This window comes from Streptomyces sp. NPDC006529 (assembly GCF_040611795.1).
Taxonomy (GTDB): domain Bacteria; phylum Actinomycetota; class Actinomycetes; order Streptomycetales; family Streptomycetaceae; genus Streptomyces.
In genome coordinates, this window is record NZ_JBEXPB010000036.1 from 1 (window position 1) to 16,496 (window position 16,496).

Below are 16,496 nucleotides of genomic sequence, written 5' to 3' on the forward strand. Positions count from 1 at the left end.
CAGGCGAGCTGCCCGTAGCCGACGTCGACGGCGACGACGTGCGCGACGCCGGAGCGCAGCAGCACGTCGGTGAACCCGCCGGTGGAGGCGCCGGCCCTCCGGCGCGCGCGGGGGCAGGGCATCCTGGGCACCATGACGAGCGAACCTGACGTACGGATCCTGCGCGCCGCCGGGCGGCCGGCCGAGGCCTGGAGGAACGGCGGGGGAGTCACCCGGCAGATCGCGGCGGCGCCGCGGGCCCCGTCGACCGGATCCGCGGCGGGGGACTTCGTCTGGCGGGTCAGCCTCGCGGAGGTGGCCGCCGACGGGCCCTTCTCCGGCTTTCCCGGGGTGGACCGCACGCTCACCCTCGCCGAGGGCGCCGGGATGGACCTCACCGTGGACGGCGTACGACGCCTGGTGGACGAGCGCTTCGCGCCGCAGCGCTTCCCCGGGGACGTGGCGACCGACTGCCGACTGCTCGACGGGCCCGTCGTGAACTTCAACGTCATGTACCGCCGGGACGCCGCGCGGGCGGGGGTGGCCGTCGTACGCGGCGACCTCGCGCTGACCGTCCCGCCGGGCACCGGTGGTGCACTGCTCGTCGTCGCCCTGGCGGGGGAGGTGTCCGTGGAGGGCGCGTCCCTCGGCCGCGGGGCGCGGCTGGGAACGTACGACGCCCTGCTCGCGACGGGCGGCGAGCAGGGCGTCCTGCACCTGGGCGCGGAAGGCCGCGCGGCGGTGGTCCGGTTCACACCGGCGGGGTAGGGCGGGGCGTACGGGCCGGGCGCCTCAGACCGCGTCGACGCCTTCCGGCGTCTTCACGGGCGCGGTGCGCGCCGCCGGAATGCTCGCCTCGACCACGCGCGGGCCGGTGCGGCCGCGCAGACCCAGCCAGCTGATCACCGCGACCAGGGCGAAGGCGACGGCACCGATGCCGAAGGTCAGGGTGAAGCCGGATTCGGCGGGCAGCGGCGGCACCCCGGCGGGCAGGTGCTCGATGGTCTTGGACGCCAGGATCGTGGTGACGATGGCGCTGCCGATCGCGCTGCCGGTCGAGCGGGAGATCGAGTTGATGCCGTTGGCGATGCCGCTCTGGTGGTGCGGGACGCTCGCCATGATGACGGCGGGCATGGACGCGTAACCGAAGCTGACGGCCGCGCCCACGACGACTCCGGCGCCGATCACCGAGAAGGTGTGCGCGTGGTCCAGGGCCAGCCAGCCGAAGCCGACGGCGCCGAGCCCGGCGGCCACGGCGAGGGCGATCCGCGGCCCGCGGTGGCGGACCAGCTGGCCGCCGACGGGGGAGGCGAGCAGGGAGACGATCGCGCCGGGCAGCAGGAACTGGACGGAAGCGCGCAGGATGGACGCGTCGAAGCCGTAGCCGGTGAGCGCCTTCGGCATCTGGACGAGGTAGGAGACGCCGAGGAAGTTCGCGAACATGCCGAAGCCGACGAGGATCCCGGCCAGGTTGGCCATCAGTACCGGCCGGTGCACGAACATCCGCATGTCGACGAGGGGTTCGCGGACCTTCAGCTCGGTGAACACCCACACGCCGCCCATGACCACGGCGCCGGCGAAGCTGCCCAGCGTACGGCCGGAGGACCAGCCCCACTCGTGGCCCTGGGAGATCGGCAGCAGGAGCAGCAGCAGCGCGATGCCGAGGGTCAGGGCGCCGAGGATGTCGGTGCGGCCGCCGGTCTTGTGGCGGGTGGCCGGGACCAGGAAGGCGACCGCGAGGAGCGCGAGGACGGCGAAGCCGGTCGCCATCCAGAAGGCGTTGCGGTAGTCGGCGTCGGCGCCGGAGGTGAGCAGGCCGGTGGCGACGAGCGCGAGCCCGCTGCCGAACGCGAGCGTGCCGCTGACCAGGGCCATCGCCCCGGGAAGCTTCTGCGGGCGGACCTCCTCGCGCAGCACCGACAGGGCCAGCGGGAAGATCGCGGTGGCGGCGCCCTGGAGCACCCGGCCCAGGATCAGCAGCGGGAGGGAGGTCGCCAGCGCTGCGATGACCGATCCGGCGACCATGACGCCGAGCACGGCGATCAGCGTCGGCTTCTTGCCGTGCTGGTCGCCGAAGCGGCCGAGCAGCGGGGTGAAGACCGCGGCGGAGAGCAGGGTGGCCGTGGTCACCCAGCTCACGTTGGCGGTGGACGTACCGAGATCGGTCCGGATCAGACCCAGGATCGGGACGGGCAGGGTCTGCATCATCGACACGACCATGGCGGCGAGGCTCAGGGCGAAGACGATGACCGTCTCGTTCCTGTGCCCGGCGGCGGGGGCGGATGCGGGGGTGCTCATGGCTGGCGGGACCTTCTCATGGCTTCAGAGTGCTTCAGACCGCAGATGTTCGAGTGCATCAAGCAGTTGGTCAGGAGCATGACGTTAGACGGAGATAGTTAAGGACGTCAAGTAAATGATTGATGACCTCAAGCACTCGCCGTACACTTCGGTCATGAGCACCACTCCCGTCGTGAGCGACGCCCCCGGCCCCGGCACCGGCGTCAGCGCCCCGCACCCGCCCGCCAAGCTCCAGCTGCTGGAGCTGCTCGCCGCCATCGCCACCGCCCAGTGGCGGGACTTCGCCGCCGCGGCCGCCCGGCACGGCCTCACCTCCACCCAGGCCAAGGCCCTCGCCCAGCTCGACGCGCCGGTTCCCATGCGGGGCCTCGCGACCCTGCTGGTGTGTGACGCGTCCAACGTCACCGGGATCGTCGACCGGCTCGAAGCCCGCGCGCTGGTGCGGCGCGAGGCGGACCCCGCCGACCGCCGGGTCAAGAACGTCGTGGCCACCGAGGCGGGCCGCGAGATCATCCGGCGCGTGCGCGAGGAGATGCAGGCCACGCACGGGGCGCTCGACACCCTCGACGAGGAGGAGAGCGCGGCCCTCTGCACCCTGCTGGAGCGGCTGCGCCCGGCGATGGAGGCCAGGGCGCTCTGACCGGCCGCCTCACCGAAGGCCGCCTCACCGCGGGCCGCCGTCTCCGTACCGGCGAAAGCGCGGGCTCCGTACAGCCGACGCGCGGGCGGATCACGGCGTGCCGCGGAAGGCCTGCCGGTAGGCGCGCGGGGACAGTCCGAGCCGCCGCACGAAGGCGGGCCGCAACGACACGGCGGACCCGAAACCGCAGCGCGTGGCGACCTCCTCGACCGGCAGGTCCGTCTCCTCCAGCAACTGCTGTGCGGCCAGCACCCGCTGCTCCAGCAGCCAGCGCAGCGGCGTCGTCCCCGTGGCCAGGGCGAACCGGCGCGCGAAGGTCCGCTCGGACATCAGCGCCGCGTCCGCCATCCGCCGCACGGTCCATTCGCTCCCCAGGGCGTCCAGCACCGCGGCCCGCGCCCCCGCGAGGCGGTCCCCCTGCCCGCCCCCCGGCTCCGGAGGAACCGGCGACGGAATGAACTGGGCCTGGCCGCCCGGGCGGAACGGCGCGGTGACCATCGCCCGCGCGATCGCCGCCGCGGCCCGCTGCCCGTGCGCGGAGCGCACCAGGTGCAGGCAGAGGTCGATGCCCGCCGCCACCCCGGCCGAGGTCCAGATCTCCCCGTCCCCGGTGAACAGCACCTCGGGCCGCACGTCGATCCCGGGATGGCGCGCGGCCAGTTGCTCCGCGAGCGCCCAGTGGGTCGTGGCGGTACGGCCCTCCAGCAGTCCCGCCTCGGCCAGCACGAACGCGCCCGCGCACAGGGACGCCAGCGCCACGCCCCGGCCGCGGGCCTCCCGCAGCACCTCCAGGACGGCCGGATCCCGGGCCGCGAGGGGCTCCTCGACCCCCGGGACCAGGATCAGATCGCACTCCAGCAGCGCGTCGAGGCCGTGGTCGGGCACCCGCTCCAGGCCGCCGCCGAGGTGCACCCGGCGCGCGCCCGGGCCGCACACGCGCAGCTCGATCCCCTCCCGGTGGCTCCACACCTCGCTGATGACGGCGTAGTCGAAGGCCCGGACCCCGTCGAAGAGCAGGCAGCCGACGGTCCGCAGCGCCCGCAGGGCGGGGACGGCGTCGGGGTCGGCGGCGGGCAGCGGGCGGGGGTCGCGGGACATGGCAGGAATCTATCGATCACCGGCGGCCGCTCCCCTCACGGGCCCCGACACGCGCCCACCACGATGGACCCATGACCAACACCAGCGCCTTCGACGCCCCCCTCGCCCTCGACTCCGACGCCGTCCTCATCGTCATCGACGTACAGCAGGGCTTCGAGGACCACGCCTTCTGGGGACGCCGGGACAACCCGGGCGCCGAGAAGAACATGACCGCCCTCACCGACGCCTGGCAGGCCACCGGCCGCCCGGTCGTCGTGGTCCGGCACGCGAGCGAAGGCGGCCCGCTCATGCCGGGCACGCCGGGGTACGAGCTGAAGCCCGACATCGCCGCCGTCCGGGCCGATCTGCAGATCACCAAGACGGTCAACAGCGCCTTCTACGGCACCCCCGACCTGCACGCCTGGCTCACGGAGCGCGGCGCGAAGCAGGTGGTGATCATCGGCATCATGACCAACGTCTGCAACGAGACCACCGGCCGGATGGCGGGCAACCTCGGCTACGACGCCGTCTTCCCGGCCGACGCGATGCACACCTTCGACATGGCCGGCCCCGACGGGGAGACCATCGCCGCCGAGGACCTCGCCCGCGCCACCTCGGCCGTCCTGCACCAGATGCGGTTCGCGAAGGTGGTCACGACCGAAGCCGTCCTCGCGGCCTCCGCGGGCACGTCCTGAGCGCACCGCCGCGGATCCCGGGAACCCGTTGCCCCGCGGGCGCCGCTCGCGCAGACTGGCGGGGCCCGGCCGCTACCCGGCGGTAACGAGCCGTCGTCCCCGGAGGTCCGATGAGCCCCGCTTCCCGTTCCCCCCTGCTGCTGGCCGGGCTCCTGGCCACCGCCGGAGCCGCCCACTTCGCGATGCCCGCCGCCTTCGACCAGCTCGTCCCGCGCTCGCTGCCCGGCACGCCCCGGGGCTGGACGAAGGCCAGCGGGGTCGTCGAGCTGGCGCTGGCGGCGGGCCTCGTCCACCCCGCGACCCGCGCGGAGGCCGCACGGGCCTCGGCCCTCTTCTTCGTCGGGGTCTTCCCCGCCCACGTCAAGATGGCCTGGGACTGGCGCCACCGCTCCACCGCGGCGAAGGCCGTGGCCCTCGGCCGCATCCCGCTCCAGGCCCCCCTCGTCCTCTGGGCACGCAGCGTGAGCCGGCAGCGGCGGGCCGCCTGACCGCGGGACCGGCCGCCCGGCTCAGCCCACCGGAGCGGCGACCAGCCGCGGCGGCAGGTACGGCGAGAGCACCGGCACGTCCCAGCCGCTGCGACGGGCGAGGCAGACCAGCGCCAGGACGTCCAGGTTGAGCGGCGCGTCGGGGTCGCAGGCGTTCGCGCCGACCCCGTAGTGGTCGCGGTGTTCCTCCAGCGCGTCCGCCAGCGCCAGCGCGAAGCCCTCCCTGTCCCCGGCGGCCAGCTGCGACAGCAGCACCACCGGCGGCGCGAGGTGGTTGACGCCCCGCATCCGGAACGCCTCCGTCGCCGCGCGGCGCAGGGCGGGCGCGGCGTCGGCCCCGCGCAGGTGGTCGCACAGCGCCGTCGCGTACTCCCGGGCGGCCGACGCGTATCCGCCGGGCCCGAGCGGATCCGGACCGATCCGCACGCACGCGGCCAGCAGGTCCGCTTCCCCGGCGACCACGGCCAGCGCCGTCGCCCGCAGCCACTGGACCGGGCCCACCCGGTCCCGGCCGCCCCCCGCGGGCAGCGCGCGCGTCACGCCCCCGACGGTCACCTCCGCCGTGGTCCCCGGCTCCGCCGCGGCCAGCAGGAACGCCGCCGTCCCCGCCTCGGCGCCCAGGCGCAGCGCGGCGCGAGCGCGCTCGCCGGGACCGTCCGGGTCGCCCGCCGTCCGGCGCAGGAAGATCCGGTACTGGTCCTCCATCACCCGCGGCAGCCCGAACGCGAGGTCCTCGGGGTCCTCGGCGGGGTCGGCGAAGGCCGCCGCGCGGCGCTGCGGGAACCGCTCGTGGTCCGCCGGATCACCGGATCCCGGCCGCTCGGGCGGCCGCGGCCGGTCCACCACCAGCGGCCCGGCCGCCAGCGCCGCGACGGCGTCCGCGCGCTTGTCCGCGCCGAATGCCCGGACCCGGGGGGCGGGCGGGACGAACCCGCCGACCGCTGCCGCGGGCAGGTACGCGGAGTCGACCCCGGGCTCCCAGCCGTTCCACCGCCGGGCCATCGCGGCGAGCGCGAGGGCGTCCAGCGGCAGCAGGGTGCGCGGCCGCGGGTTCGCCGCCGCCGCGTGCCGCGCCCGGTGATGCGTCAACTGCGCGGCCAGCGCTGCCGAGAAGCCGTCCCGGTCACCCGCCGCCAGGGCCCGCAGGGTCGCCAGCGCCGCCCGGTGCGGGGCCCGGTCGGTGCCCGGCGCCACGTCCCGGGCCAGCGAATCGACGTACGCGGCGCGCTGCTCGTCGGACACGGCCCCCGGTCCGCCGGGCACCCGCGCCGCCTCGATGTGGCCGTGGACGTAGGCCAGCAGCGCGTGGACGAGGGCCACGTCGGCGCGGTCCTCCCGGCCCGCGCGCGAGAGCGCGGCGTCGACGAACAGCCTGCCGTCCCGGTCGGTGTCACCGGCGACGAACGCGAGGAAGAAGGCGTCCAGCCAGTCGGCGGCCGGGACTTCGCTGCCGGACTCCTCCCGGTCGTACACCACGCCGGTGCCGGTGTACTCGATGAAGACGTCCCCCACCCCCCGCGGCCGCGCGGTCAGGGCGAGGGCGCCCGTCGCCGCCGCGGCGGCCGATTCCAGGGCCAGCCTGCAGTCCCTGCCGGCGAGCGCCGGGTTCTCCACCGACCGGGCACCGACGTAGTCCAGGAAGGACGCGCAGACCATCTCCCAGCCGTACCGCGGGGATTCGTCGTGCTGCATCCGGTGCACGTCACCGGCGATCCGCTCGGCGAAGTCCCCGACGGCGGCGGACAGCGCCGCCTCCCCGACCGCGTGGCGCTCGATGCGCACCCGTACCTCCCACGACTCCCCGCCGGATGCCCTCACCCGATCATGTCCGTCCAGCATAGGAGCGACCTCCGACACCGCCTCCGACATCGCGTCCGCGGCCGTCTCCGCCGCCGCGGCCGGCCCCCCGCCCCGTGGCCCGCGCGCCCAAAACCGGTACCGGTCGGCGCGCTTGCCGGGGCAGACTGTGGGCTCGCAACCAGGAGGAATCCCATGAGCCAGGCGCCCCTGACTCTCGAAGAGCTGATGCCGCCGGACGAACTCGCCGCGGCCCTCGACGCCGGGCACGTCACCCGCAAGTCCCATCCCGAACTGCCGCTGTCGATCTACACCTACACGCGGACGTGCCAGTACGAGCGGATCTGGAACCGCGTCACCACGCGCTGCCGGGGGCTGGTCGCGGACGACGCGACCGGCGAGATCGTCGCGCTGCCCCTGCCGAAGTTCTTCAACGTCGGCGAGCACACGACCGGTCAGCCCTACGCGCCCGCCCTGCCGGACGAGCCGTTCGAGGTGTACGACAAGGTCGACGGGAGCCTCGCGGTCGTCTTCCACTACGCGGGAGCCTGGCGGGTCGCCTCCAAGGGGTCCTTCATCAGCGAACAGGCCACCTGGGCACGGCGCCACCTCGACACCCGGGACACCTCCGCGCTCACCCCGGGCGTGACCTACCTGGCGGAGGCCCTCTACCCGCAGAACCGGATCGTCGTCGACTACGGCGACCGCCGCGACCTCGTCCTGCTCGCCGCGATGGGCCGCGACGGCGCCGAACTGCCGCTGGCGAGCGCGGCCCGGGCGTGGCACGGGATCGGTTCCGTCGTCACGGCCCGGCCCGCCCTGCCGCTGGCCGAGCTGATCGCCCTCACCGAATCCAGCACCCTGCCGGGAGGCGCTGCCGCGACCGGCACCGACGCCGAGGGCTTCGTCCTGCGCTACGCGTCCGGTGTCCGGGTGAAGGCCAAGATCGCCGAGTACGTGCGGCTCCACAAGGTGCTCACGGGCGTCACCGAACGCGACATCTGGCGCGGGCACGGCATCCAGCGCTTCGCCGCCCTGCCCGCCCGCCAGGTCGCCCAGGGCCTCGGCTGCTCCCTCGCCGAGGTACGGGCCCACGGCGGCGCACCGCTCGACGCGCTCCTCGAACAGGTCCCGGACGAGTTCGACACCTGGGTCCGGGAGATGATCGCGGGGATGGAACGCGCCGCGGCCGACCGCGAACGCGCCATCGACGGGGCCTTCCGGGAGATCGCGCACCTCGGCGACGACCGGGGAGCCTTCGCCCGCGCCGCCCGTGCGGTGCCCGACCCGGGCATCAGGGCGGCCCTGTTCCTGCGGCTCGACGGGCGGCCGACCGACCTCGTCACCTGGCGGGCGGTGCGGCCGCGGGCGTCCGACCCGTTCACGACCGATGAGGAGAACTGACCAGTGCCTGTCGTCCACGTCATGACGGGGCTGCCCGCCTCGGGCAAGACCACCGCCGCGCGCTCGCTCCAGGAGGAGTCCGGGGGCCGGATGCGCCGCGTCAACCTCGACGACCTGCGGGCCATGCTCGACGTCCCCGGCCTCGCGCAGGAGCGGTCGTTCGCGCACGAGCAGACCGTCCTTGCGATCCAGGACGCGGCGGTGCGGACCGCGATCGACGGCGGGTTCGACGTGGTCGTCGACAACACCCACCTGACGCGCCACGTCCCCAAGCGGCTGAAGGCGGCCGTCGCCGGACGGGCCGACTTCGTCGTCCACGACTTCACCGACGTCCCGGTCGAGGAGTGCGTACGCCGGGACGCCGCGCGGGAGCGGTCCGTCGGCGAGGAGATCATCCGGATCCTTGCCGAGAAGCACCGGAAGGCCACCAAGGGCGGCTGGCGGCTCACCGACGCCTGGCTCAACGACCAGCCGGAGGTCGTGCCCTACGTGGCCGACCCGGCCCTGCCTGCCGCCGTGCTGTGCGACATCGACGGCACGCTCGCGCTGCGCGGCGACCGCGGCCCGTACGACTTCTCGCGCTGCGGCACCGACCTCCTCAACCCGTCGGTCCGGCACGCTCTGACCGCGTTCCGGCGGGCCGACGGCGACGCGGTCGTGCTGCTGTCCGGGCGCAGCGAGGAGCACCGCCCGCAGACGCAGGAGTGGCTGGCGCGCCACGACGTGCCCTACGACGAGCTGTGGATGCGGGCCTCCGGCGACCAGCGGCAGGACGACGTGGTCAAGGCGGAACTCTTCGACCGCCACGTCCGCCACCGCTTCGCGGTCCGGCTCTCGCTGGACGACCGCGACCGGGTGGTCGCCATCTGGCGCCGCATGGGCCTGCCCACCTGGCAGGTCAACTACGGCGCCTTCTGAGCGGGTTCGAGCCGGTGGCAGGATGGGCCGGTGACCTGTGACGGTCCCGCCACCCTGCGGTCCGCCGGCCCCGCCCGCGCACGTGAACTCGCCGATGCGGCGTCCCCGTCGGAGCGGGGGCGCGAGGTGTTCGCCCAGGCCGAGGCCGTCTTCGGGTCCGCGGAGGTGACGCGGGCCGAATTCGCCTCCCGGCTGCACTTCGCGGCCACGGTGCTCGGGCGGCGCGCGTACGCCGACCAGCTGGCCGCCGCCGAACCGGGCCTGCCCTGGCGGACGGTGCGGGCGTGGTGGCGGCCGGCGGCGCCGACCACCGTGCGTGGGAAGAGGCCACGGCGCCTGACTGGTACGAGGCGCCGTCCGCCGACGCCGCGCCCGCGCCCCTGGACGCGGCCCGGGTGGACGCCGCCTTCGGCGCCGGCCTGATGGTCCGGGTGCCCGGGGAGCGGCTGCCCGCGGCCCCTGGCCCACCTGCCCACCCGGGCCCTCCTCGCCGCGGTGGGACTGCCGCGGCACTGGGCGGTCGGGGTGTGCGACTTCGCCCTGGCCTTCGGCGAGGAGGGCCCGGGCGCACCCGGGGGCGGGGGGCTCCTCCACCTGGGCACCTTCGGCTTCGGCTACCGCGACCGGGGGAGGGTCCTCCTGCGGCCGGAGACCGGCGAGGTGTCCTGACGCGGGGCGACCCCGAGGGCGGCCAGGAGCTGTCCCCGTTCCCCTTCGCGCGGGATACGGAAACGTTCCTGCGGCTGCTGGAGGCCGTGCGGCGGCACATGGGCGCGTCTGGGACCCCTACCCGGCGGAGGACGGGCCGCGGGCCTTCCTAGCCGCCGTGGCCGCCATCGCGCCGGACGCCCTCGACCGGGACCTGGCCGCCGCGGGGGTCTGGGAGCACGTGTTCGTTGGCATCACCGAACTGGACGTGGACGGTTACTGAGCGCCACCCGTCCCGCGCCGGCCTCCGGGCCGCTCGCGCGTACGGGGAGCGATACGGGCGGCGGGGGGAGCGCCGGACCGGGTCCGTAGCGGCGGCCCGGCTCGGGACCGATCGGGTCCAACCGGCAGAATCCGGCCCCGGCGTTATCAGGGCGCAATGAGAGAGACGACCGCACCGGGCGGCACGACGGCGCGACAGGCGCATACTGGTGACAATGACAAAGTCAGCCGGAACCCGGCGCCACCTGCCCGCAAGCCCGTTCAAGGCCGCGACCGCTCCGCCTCTCAGGGTGTTCGCCGTCGGTGACCGGGTCACACACGATCAGCACGGCCTCGGCCGCGTGATCGCGATCGAGGACGGAATCGCGGTACTCGTCGATTTCGGCTCGTCGCGGATGCGGATCCTGAGCCCGTACACCAAGATGACCGCTCTCTGAAACGGTGAGAGCCGAGTGGAGGTGTGGCGATGAGCCATGCCTCCGCTCGGTCCCACCCGAGACCGGCATCCCGAACCACGAAAGGCAGCGCCCTCATCGACGGATCCCCGCTGTTCTCCGCACCCGAACCGGTACGGACCTACGCCACGACGCCCGCATCGCGGCTCCCGGCGACGACGAACCCCTTCAGGGCCCCCGATTTCGGCCCCGAGGACTCCTCCTTCACGGACGACGACGACCCCGGTGACGGGGACCGGTTCCGTGACCCCTTCGCCCCGCAGGCCTAGCCGGCACGACGTCGCGGTGCGGGCGCTCCTCGCTCAGTTCCACGGGCTCTACGAACCCCGTTGACCGGGGACGTCCGTGCGGGGCGGCAGGCCCGGGTCCTTGCCGAGCGCACGGGTGACCTTGCACAGTGGGCGCCATGAATCCGGCCGATCTTTTCCAAGCCTTCGTCCGTACCCGCGCCTCGCTCGACGGAGCGGAGGTGACCTTCTGGTGGTCCGGCCATGTCCACGCCTGGTCCCCGGACGAGCCCTACCGACGCGTGTTCGGGTTCGAAGGGCTGAACGTGGCCCGCCTGGTCACCACGGACGACGGCTACGAACTGCTGACCCGCGAGGCGGCGTTCTACCTGGATCCGGACACCGGGGAGATCCTGGAGACCTGGGAGGGCAAGCCGGTCGTCCACGTCTGGAACGACCCGGCGAACCAGCGGTGGCGGCCCTTCCCCGTGCCGCTGACCCGGCTCGGCGACCAGGTCTGCTTCAGCCTGGAGATCCCGCTCGCCTATCCGTCGCCGCTGCCGGTCGCGCAGTTCCCGGCCAACTCGGCGGACGACACCTACAAGGCGCTCGAACTCTTCCAGTTCTTCGCCCCGGCCACCGTCTTCGAGACCGACGCGCCGAGCGTGCCCTCCACGATGTCGTGGACCCGCATGTCGCCCTGGCTCCCCTGGATGGAACAGGGTCAGCGGCCGGGCGGCCTGACCTTCCACTGCCGCGGCCGCAAGCTGGACTCCTACGACGAGGTGCCGGAGCGGACCCGCGCGTACATCGCCGCGCACCACCCCGAGTTCGCGCACGCCCCGGACGCGTGGAGCCAGCCGAACGAGACCAGCTGGACCTACTTCCGCAAGCTCAGAGACCGGGGCGACCTGTGATCCTCACGGTGCCGGCCGCCCTGCACGGCTATCCCGGGATCGCCTTCGGCGGCTACGTCGCGGGCGTGCTGGCCGGTCGGGCGGCCGCGAAGACGGTACGGGTGGATTTCCGGCGGCCCACCCCCACCGGCGTCCCGCTGGGGCTCACGGAGACCCCGGACGGCGGCAGCGAGCTGACCAACGGCGTCCTGGTCCTGGCCGTCGCCACCCCCGCCGAGGCGGACGCGGAAGCCCCGCGGGCACCCTCCTGGGACGAGGCCCTGGCCGCCGCGGAGGCCTACCGGGCGGCCCCGCCGGACGAGGTGGCCGACTGCTTCGGCTGCGGGCTGGGGCGGACCCCCGACACGGGGCTGCGGCTGCACTGCGGCCGGGTGCCGGGCCGGGACGTCGTCGCCACCGCCTGGACCCCGGGGGCCGCGCTCCTCGACGCCGACGGCATGCTCCCGCCCGCCCTGGTGTGGGGCGCGCTGGACTGTCCCGGCAACGCGGCCGGGCGGCTGCTCGGCAGTCAGCGCGCCGGAGCGGTGACGGCCTCGCTGACCGCACGGCTGCTGGGCCCCGCGCCGGCCGCCGACGGGCTCGTCTCGTACGCCTGGCTGCTCGGCGAGTCCGGCCGCAAGCACCGGGTGGGCACGGCGCTGGCCACGGCCGGGGGCGAGGTGCTGGCCGTCGGCGAGGCCCTGTGGGTGGACCCCCGCAGCTGAAGCCCGAGGGGGGCCGGTGCCCGACGGCTCAGTCCTTGATCGAGGTGATCTTCCGGGTCGCCAGATCGGCCTGGACGTGGATCAGGGTCGTCGAGCCGCCGCCCCACGTGAGGGTGACCGTGGCACTGGTCTTGCCCGCTCCGCTGCCCGTGGAGGTGACCTTCCACTGCGACGGCACGTTCTGCGCGCGCAGCACGCCGTTCGCGTGGTTGGCCTCCTCCCACTGCTTCAGCTCCGCCTGGAGCGGCTTGGAGAGGTACGCGGAGCGCAGCGCGCCCGCCGTGTCGCTGCCGTCGTAGACCGCGTCGATGTAGGCGCCGTAGAAGTCGGCGATCCGGGTGAACGCGGCCTCCGGGCTGCCGGACACGGACGGGAGCGCGGCGGCCGCGGCCGGGGCGGCCTTCGGGGTGCCGTCGCCGGACGCCGAGGCGGTGGTGACGAAGGTGAGGGAGAGGGCCGCGGTGGCGGCGGTGGCCGCGAGGAGGACGGCGGCGGTGCGCTTGGACGGGCGCTGGAGCATGGTGGGTACCTTTCCCCGTTCCGGGTGGGTGCAGTGTGCTCACTGTCACTGCACGCAACGACGCGGGGAGCGCGCGGGACGGTTCTCGACCTGCCCTGAATGGCCGAAAACGAGCTGCTTCGCGCGGAAAAGGGGCCCGGATACACGTGTGCCGCCCCGGTGACCCCGCAGGGACCGGAGCGGCAGTGTCCCCGCGGTCAGCGGAGGCCCGGCCGTGGGCACGGGTCAGCCGGTCTTGCGGCGGACCTTCTTGTTCTTCCCGCTGCCACCGCTGCTGGTGCCCGAGATCTTGGCGCGGCTCTGGTGCGCCTGCTGGGACTGGGCGTTGCGCTCGTTGCGCTCCAGGGCCTCCCGGAACTTGCGCTTGGCCTCGGCGGCGGGGGAGGTGTCCTCCGGGGTCTCCGGGGTGTCCTCGGTGTCTGCCATGTGTCCTCCTGGGTTGATCTGAAACCGTTTCAGTCTGTCAGCCTGTGCGCTCGCTGACCAGCGCGTTTCCCGAAGGGCGGCGCTCCCCAGTCTGGCACAGGCCACCCGGCCCCCGTCGCCCCCGTCACATGGCGAGTCCGCCGTCCGCCGTGACGGCGAACCAACTGCCGCCCACGCCCTGACCGGCCGTGTCACCGGGGCTGCGGTCACCGGTGAACCAGTACAACGGCCGACAGGCGACGGCCAGCTGCCGCGTGCCGTCCGCACGCGTGTACGTGCTCAGCAGCTTCGGGTCGACACCCTCGGCCGTACCGGCGTCGACCGGCAGGGCGGGCTTCCACTTCTCCAGGCACGCACCCTCGCAGTTCGACTTCATCGGCCACGCGGTGTCCTTGGTGAAGCGGTAGAGCGTACGGCCCTTGGCATCCCGGAGGATCTTGCCGAGGGCCTTGTCCGGCGTGGCCGACAGGGCGGGCAGGGCCGGCTGCCGCGCGGCCGGCTGCTCCTGCCCGGTCGCCGGGGCGCCCGCCTTCCCGCCCTCCGGGGTGACCGCGAACCACGTACCGCCCACCCCCTGGCCGTTGCTCTGGCCGGGCGCCGTGTCCTTCGCGAAGCGGTACACCGGCCGGCCCGCGATCGTCACCTGCTCCGTGCCGTCCGCCCGCTTGAGGCTGCCGACGGAGGCGGCGGGCACCGGGCCCGCGGTGACGCCCTTCGCCGGGGCCGGGGGCCAGGCCGTGGCGCACTCGCCGGAGCACGCGGAGGTCGACGCGGGCTTGGCGGTGTCCTTGTCGAAGCGGTAGAGCGTGAACCCGGCGGAGTCCGTCACGACCCGGCCGAGCCCGGCGTCCGTACGGACCCGCAGCGGGCCGGCGGCGGCGTCGGCGGGGGCCGCCCCCGCGGCGCCGGAGCCGTAGGGGTCGGCCGCCGCCGACCGCGCGGCCGCCGGGACCTGTGCGCCGACGGCCGCGGCGTCCTTCGTGCCGCTCACCTGCGTCCCGCAGGCCGTCGCACCGAGGAGCAGTGCGGCGGCGGCTCCGGCGAGGGTGAGCTCGCGCAGGTTCATCATGACAACTCCCGTAATCCGGTGGTTCGTTCGGCAAGGTCGCACCCCAGACACGCGGCCCCTCGCGGGCGGGTTCAACGGACTTCGGGGGCTTTCTCCGCCGCGCCCGGCAGATTCGGCTCGCGCACGCGAAAGCGCCGGTCGGGGCGTCCCCCGACCGGCGCTCCCGTACGCGCCGCGGTCGGCGTCACTCAGGCCGGCAGCGGTACGGACACGAACCGCGTGCCCGCCTCGTTCTGCACCACGACCTCCTTGACCTCCGCGGGGTCGACGGCCGCGGAACCGTCGAGGCCGGCGCCCTTGGCGGCGCCGTTCTCCGGCGCGCCCACGACCCAGCTGCCCGCCGTCGTACGGGTGCCGTCCCGGGCGACCACCACCAGCAGGCAGCGCTCGCCCGCGGGCACACCGGTGACCGCCGCGTGCACCCGCACCCAGCGAGCGGCCGGCGTCAGCCGTACGGTCATCCGCGCCCCCGTCCCGGCATCGGTGGCCGAGGCCACCCGGGTCCCCGGCGGCGGCTGCGGCGAGGCCGTGGCCGTGGGCGGCGGGGGCGGGTCCGCGGCCACCTCCCGGCCGTCCGCCGCGCCCAGCCGCGTCCCGGCCCAGAACACGGCCGCGACGGTCGCCGCGACGGCCAGCCCCACCAGGGCCGTACGGCGCCGGGCCCGGCCGGCCCGCTCGCCCCGCATCTGCCGCAGCGTCCGCTGGAGCAGCAGGTCGCCGCCCTCCGGCGGCCCGTCCAGGAACGCCTCCTCGGGCACCTCGCCGAGCACGGCCTCCATCTCACGCAACGCGGCCACCTCCTCGCGGCACCGCACGCAGCCGCCGACGTGTTCCTCGACGCGGCGGACCTCGGCCCCGTCGAGCACGCCCAGTACGTAGGGGCCGAGCAGTTCCTCCTCGTGCACCTCCCGGTTCATGCCACCACCTCCCGCAGTCCGGGCTGCTGGGGCGGCCTGCCCGTCCGGTTGCCCCTGCTGCCCCGATGGCTCCTGCCGTCCCTGCCACTGCCCGCGCCGCCGCCGTCCCGGAACGCTTCGCGGAGCGCCTTGAGGGCGTAGTGCGAACGGGACTTGACGGTGCCCGCGGGGATGCCGAGGACGTCCGCGGCTTCCGTGACGCTGAGCTGGCGGTAGTACAACTCCTTGATCACTTCACGGTGTTCCGGAGTCAGCCGGTCCAGGGCGCCGAGCACGGTCATCGAGTCCACGACGGAGTCGGCGTGGTCCTGCTCCACCGGCGGCGCGGCCGCGGATCCGGACACCTCCGGCGGCCGGGCCGCCTTGGCGCGGTACCGGTCGGTGATGATGTTGCGGGCCACGGTGAGCAGCCAGCCCCGCACCGAACCCTTCCCGTTGACCAGGACCTCGGCGTGCCGCCACGCGCGGATGACCGTCTCCTGGACGACGTCCTCGGCGGCGGCCCGGTCCCCGGTCAGCCGGGTCGCGTAGGCGAGCAGGGCGTGGCCGTGCTCCTCGTACACCGCCCTGATCAGTGCCTCGTCGGTCGAGCCCCGCCGTCCGCGGGGCCACAGTGGTCCGGCCATCTCACACCCTCTCCGTCGTGCTCGCGTGCGTGGTGCGGTCGGTACACGCTGCCCGGGAGGCCGCGGTTCATGTGGCCCGCGTCACAGCACCGGTCGGCGGGCCGCGGGGCCGTCGGGGCGGGGGGTCGCGGGGGAGCGGCAGGGGCCGCGCAAGGGTTTTCCCCGTATCGAGTTCAACCCGGCGTTGCCTACTGTCTGCCCACCGGCGGTCTCGCCCGGGTCGAAGGTCCGCACCGCCAACCCCACATGGCGCGGCGCTCCGCGGCCCGGCGCTTCCCCGGTACCGCCGGTGCCCCGCTTCGTCGACGCGAGCGGGGCCGTGGCGAGCGGTGGTGGCCGGGGCGCGTGGAGGAGCCCTCTCCGGTCGCCGCCGCCGACGCGGCGGGCCCGCCCCACACACCCCTCCCCG

20 protein-coding genes and 1 pseudogene are annotated in these 16,496 nt (G+C 74.7%); 12 read left to right on the plus strand and 9 right to left on the minus strand.

Annotation, left to right across the window (positions count from 1 at the left end; all coding sequences use genetic code 11):
• A pseudogene (locus ABZY31_RS22775) lies at positions 1-95 on the minus strand (SAM-dependent methyltransferase); the annotation flags it as partial.
• Positions 96-132: 37 nt separating this feature from the next.
• Here ABZY31_RS22775 and ABZY31_RS22780 point away from each other — a divergent pair.
• Positions 133-747 (plus strand): HutD family protein, encoded by a 615-nt coding sequence (locus ABZY31_RS22780; protein ID WP_356413106.1) that lies wholly within the window; start codon positions 133-135, stop codon positions 745-747.
• A gap of 24 nt (positions 748-771) precedes the next feature.
• Here the strand turns inward: ABZY31_RS22780 and ABZY31_RS22785 are convergent, their stop codons facing one another.
• Positions 772-2,277, minus strand: a complete 1,506-nt coding sequence (locus ABZY31_RS22785; RefSeq protein WP_356413108.1) for an MFS transporter — start codon at positions 2,275-2,277, stop codon at positions 772-774.
• Positions 2,278-2,431: 154 nt separating this feature from the next.
• Here ABZY31_RS22785 and ABZY31_RS22790 point away from each other — a divergent pair, with 154 nt between their 5' ends.
• Positions 2,432-2,917, plus strand: coding sequence for a MarR family transcriptional regulator (locus ABZY31_RS22790; RefSeq protein WP_356413110.1), 486 nt, complete (start codon positions 2,432-2,434; stop codon positions 2,915-2,917).
• A 90-nt stretch (positions 2,918-3,007) separates the two neighbouring features.
• Here the strand turns inward: ABZY31_RS22790 and ABZY31_RS22795 are convergent, their stop codons facing one another.
• Positions 3,008-4,015: a helix-turn-helix domain-containing protein gene (locus ABZY31_RS22795; RefSeq protein ID WP_356413111.1), complete on the minus strand. Its 1,008-nt coding sequence runs from the start codon at positions 4,013-4,015 to the stop codon at positions 3,008-3,010.
• Positions 4,016-4,086: 71 nt separating this feature from the next.
• On the opposite strand from ABZY31_RS22795, the gene ABZY31_RS22800 reads away from it, so the two are divergent.
• Both ABZY31_RS22800 and ABZY31_RS22805 read left to right on the plus strand, forming a co-directional pair.
• Positions 4,087-4,689 (plus strand): cysteine hydrolase family protein, encoded by a 603-nt coding sequence (locus ABZY31_RS22800; protein ID WP_356413113.1) that lies wholly within the window; start codon positions 4,087-4,089, stop codon positions 4,687-4,689.
• Positions 4,690-4,799: 110 nt separating this feature from the next.
• Positions 4,800-5,177, plus strand: a complete 378-nt coding sequence (locus ABZY31_RS22805; protein WP_356413115.1) for a hypothetical protein — start codon at positions 4,800-4,802, stop codon at positions 5,175-5,177.
• 21 nt (positions 5,178-5,198) lie between these two features.
• Here the strand turns inward: ABZY31_RS22805 and ABZY31_RS22810 are convergent, their stop codons facing one another.
• Positions 5,199-6,959: an immunity 49 family protein gene (locus ABZY31_RS22810; RefSeq protein WP_356413117.1), complete on the minus strand. Its 1,761-nt coding sequence runs from the start codon at positions 6,957-6,959 to the stop codon at positions 5,199-5,201.
• A 210-nt stretch (positions 6,960-7,169) separates the two neighbouring features.
• On the opposite strand from ABZY31_RS22810, the gene ABZY31_RS22815 reads away from it, so the two are divergent.
• From ABZY31_RS22815 to ABZY31_RS22850, 8 genes are all read left to right on the plus strand, one after another.
• Complete coding sequence (locus ABZY31_RS22815; RefSeq protein WP_356413119.1) at positions 7,170-8,378, plus strand: RNA ligase; 1,209 nt, start codon at positions 7,170-7,172, stop codon at positions 8,376-8,378.
• 3 nt (positions 8,379-8,381) lie between these two features.
• Positions 8,382-9,296 carry an AAA family ATPase gene (locus tag ABZY31_RS22820; RefSeq protein WP_356413121.1) on the plus strand — a complete coding sequence of 305 codons (915 nt, stop codon included), beginning with the start codon at positions 8,382-8,384 and terminating at the stop codon, positions 9,294-9,296.
• Between the two features lie 30 nt (positions 9,297-9,326).
• Positions 9,327-9,719: a hypothetical protein gene (locus ABZY31_RS22825; RefSeq protein ID WP_356413123.1), complete on the plus strand. Its 393-nt coding sequence runs from the start codon at positions 9,327-9,329 to the stop codon at positions 9,717-9,719.
• A 72-nt stretch (positions 9,720-9,791) separates the two neighbouring features.
• Positions 9,792-9,965, plus strand: a complete 174-nt coding sequence (locus ABZY31_RS22830; protein ID WP_356413125.1) for a hypothetical protein — start codon at positions 9,792-9,794, stop codon at positions 9,963-9,965.
• Between the two features lie 476 nt (positions 9,966-10,441).
• Positions 10,442-10,663, plus strand: coding sequence for a hypothetical protein (locus ABZY31_RS22835; protein WP_356413127.1), 222 nt, complete (start codon positions 10,442-10,444; stop codon positions 10,661-10,663).
• Positions 10,664-10,692: 29 nt separating this feature from the next.
• Entirely contained in the window at positions 10,693-10,950 is a 258-nt protein-coding gene (locus ABZY31_RS22840; protein WP_356413129.1) for a hypothetical protein, read from the plus strand.
• Between the two features lie 137 nt (positions 10,951-11,087).
• Positions 11,088-11,825 (plus strand): DUF1838 family protein, encoded by a 738-nt coding sequence (locus tag ABZY31_RS22845; protein ID WP_356413131.1) that lies wholly within the window; start codon positions 11,088-11,090, stop codon positions 11,823-11,825.
• Positions 11,822-12,529, plus strand: a complete 708-nt coding sequence (locus tag ABZY31_RS22850; protein ID WP_356413133.1) for a hotdog fold domain-containing protein — start codon at positions 11,822-11,824, stop codon at positions 12,527-12,529. The genes ABZY31_RS22845 and ABZY31_RS22850 overlap by 4 nt, the downstream gene beginning before the upstream one ends.
• Positions 12,530-12,557: 28 nt before the next feature.
• Here the strand turns inward: ABZY31_RS22850 and ABZY31_RS22855 are convergent, their stop codons facing one another.
• The 5 genes from ABZY31_RS22855 to ABZY31_RS22875 form a co-directional block, all read right to left on the minus strand.
• Positions 12,558-13,049 carry a hypothetical protein gene (locus ABZY31_RS22855; protein ID WP_356413135.1) on the minus strand — a complete coding sequence of 164 codons (492 nt, stop codon included), beginning with the start codon at positions 13,047-13,049 and terminating at the stop codon, positions 12,558-12,560.
• Positions 13,050-13,274: 225 nt separating this feature from the next.
• On the minus strand, positions 13,275-13,475 hold the full coding sequence (locus ABZY31_RS22860) for a DUF5302 domain-containing protein (protein ID WP_356413137.1): 201 nt from the start codon (positions 13,473-13,475) through the stop codon (positions 13,275-13,277).
• A gap of 124 nt (positions 13,476-13,599) precedes the next feature.
• Entirely contained in the window at positions 13,600-14,544 is a 945-nt protein-coding gene (locus ABZY31_RS22865; RefSeq protein WP_356413139.1) for an SCO0930 family lipoprotein, read from the minus strand.
• Positions 14,545-14,732: 188 nt separating this feature from the next.
• Positions 14,733-15,461, minus strand: a complete 729-nt coding sequence (locus ABZY31_RS22870) for a zf-HC2 domain-containing protein (RefSeq protein WP_356413141.1) — start codon at positions 15,459-15,461, stop codon at positions 14,733-14,735.
• Positions 15,458-16,087 carry a sigma-70 family RNA polymerase sigma factor gene (locus ABZY31_RS22875; RefSeq protein ID WP_356413143.1) on the minus strand — a complete coding sequence of 210 codons (630 nt, stop codon included), beginning with the start codon at positions 16,085-16,087 and terminating at the stop codon, positions 15,458-15,460. The genes ABZY31_RS22870 and ABZY31_RS22875 overlap by 4 nt, the downstream gene beginning before the upstream one ends.
• Positions 16,088-16,496 lie beyond the last annotated feature (409 nt).

Bases quoted from the DNA above. Each gene is read 5' to 3' on its own strand.
- ABZY31_RS22865 (WP_356413139.1), bottom strand. From the start codon at position 14,544: ATGATGAACCTGCGCGAGCTCACCCTCGCCGGAGCCGCCGCCGCACTG.
- ABZY31_RS22870 (WP_356413141.1), bottom strand. From the start codon at position 15,461: ATGAACCGGGAGGTGCACGAGGAGGAACTGCTCGGCCCCTACGTACTG.
- ABZY31_RS22805 (WP_356413115.1), top strand. From the start codon at position 4,800: ATGAGCCCCGCTTCCCGTTCCCCCCTGCTGCTGGCCGGGCTCCTGGCC.
- ABZY31_RS22815 (WP_356413119.1), top strand. From the start codon at position 7,170: ATGAGCCAGGCGCCCCTGACTCTCGAAGAGCTGATGCCGCCGGACGAA.
- ABZY31_RS22780 (WP_356413106.1), top strand. From the start codon at position 133: ATGACGAGCGAACCTGACGTACGGATCCTGCGCGCCGCCGGGCGGCCG.
- ABZY31_RS22785 (WP_356413108.1), bottom strand. From the start codon at position 2,277: ATGAGCACCCCCGCATCCGCCCCCGCCGCCGGGCACAGGAACGAGACG.
- ABZY31_RS22835 (WP_356413127.1), top strand. From the start codon at position 10,442: ATGACAAAGTCAGCCGGAACCCGGCGCCACCTGCCCGCAAGCCCGTTC.
- ABZY31_RS22855 (WP_356413135.1), bottom strand. From the start codon at position 13,049: ATGCTCCAGCGCCCGTCCAAGCGCACCGCCGCCGTCCTCCTCGCGGCC.
- ABZY31_RS22790 (WP_356413110.1), top strand. From the start codon at position 2,432: ATGAGCACCACTCCCGTCGTGAGCGACGCCCCCGGCCCCGGCACCGGC.
- ABZY31_RS22800 (WP_356413113.1), top strand. From the start codon at position 4,087: ATGACCAACACCAGCGCCTTCGACGCCCCCCTCGCCCTCGACTCCGAC.
- ABZY31_RS22845 (WP_356413131.1), top strand. From the start codon at position 11,088: ATGAATCCGGCCGATCTTTTCCAAGCCTTCGTCCGTACCCGCGCCTCG.
- ABZY31_RS22840 (WP_356413129.1), top strand. From the start codon at position 10,693: ATGAGCCATGCCTCCGCTCGGTCCCACCCGAGACCGGCATCCCGAACC.
- ABZY31_RS22875 (WP_356413143.1), bottom strand. From the start codon at position 16,087: ATGGCCGGACCACTGTGGCCCCGCGGACGGCGGGGCTCGACCGACGAG.
- ABZY31_RS22860 (WP_356413137.1), bottom strand. From the start codon at position 13,475: ATGGCAGACACCGAGGACACCCCGGAGACCCCGGAGGACACCTCCCCC.
- ABZY31_RS22795 (WP_356413111.1), bottom strand. From the start codon at position 4,015: ATGTCCCGCGACCCCCGCCCGCTGCCCGCCGCCGACCCCGACGCCGTC.